Genomic DNA, 500 nt, shown 5'->3' on the forward strand with positions numbered 1-500 from the left:
CGAGCCTGACGGCTCGCTCCCGCAGTGGTTTTGTGTGTTCCCGACGATCAGCGCAACGCGTTCAACAAACCCTGCAACTGACTGCGGCCAGTCTCGCCGAGTGCAAACACCGGCAACCGCGGGTCGCCCGCTTCCAGCCCGACCAGGCGCAAACCAGCCTTGATGGTCGCCGGCAAACCGCCCTTGAGGATGAAGTCCAACAACGGCAACTGGCGGTAGAACAGTTCGCGAGCCTTGCTCAGATCATTGGCCAATACCGCTTCGTACAAGTCGAGATTGAGCTGCGGGATCAGGTTCGGCGCCGCTGTGCACCAGCCTTTGGCGCCGGCCGCGAACGCTTCCAGTGCCAAGGGATTGCAGCCGTTATAGAACGGCACCCGGCCTTCGCCCAGCAGTTGCAGTTTGTGCATGCGCTGAATATCGCCGGTGCTTTCCTTGACCATAGTGACGTTGTCGACCGCGTTGAAAATCCGCAGGATCAACTCCACCGACATGTCGGT

General features: G+C 60.4%; 1 protein-coding gene. It reads right to left on the reverse strand.

Going from position 1 to position 500, the window contains the following annotated elements:
• Positions 1-47: 47 nt before the first annotated feature.
• A partial coding sequence (locus AC1DLB_RS31905) for a dihydrodipicolinate synthase family protein (protein ID WP_477786520.1) occupies positions 48-500 on the reverse strand: 453 nt, incomplete at its 5' end.

Source organism: Pseudomonas sp. 05N434 (assembly GCF_056396965.1).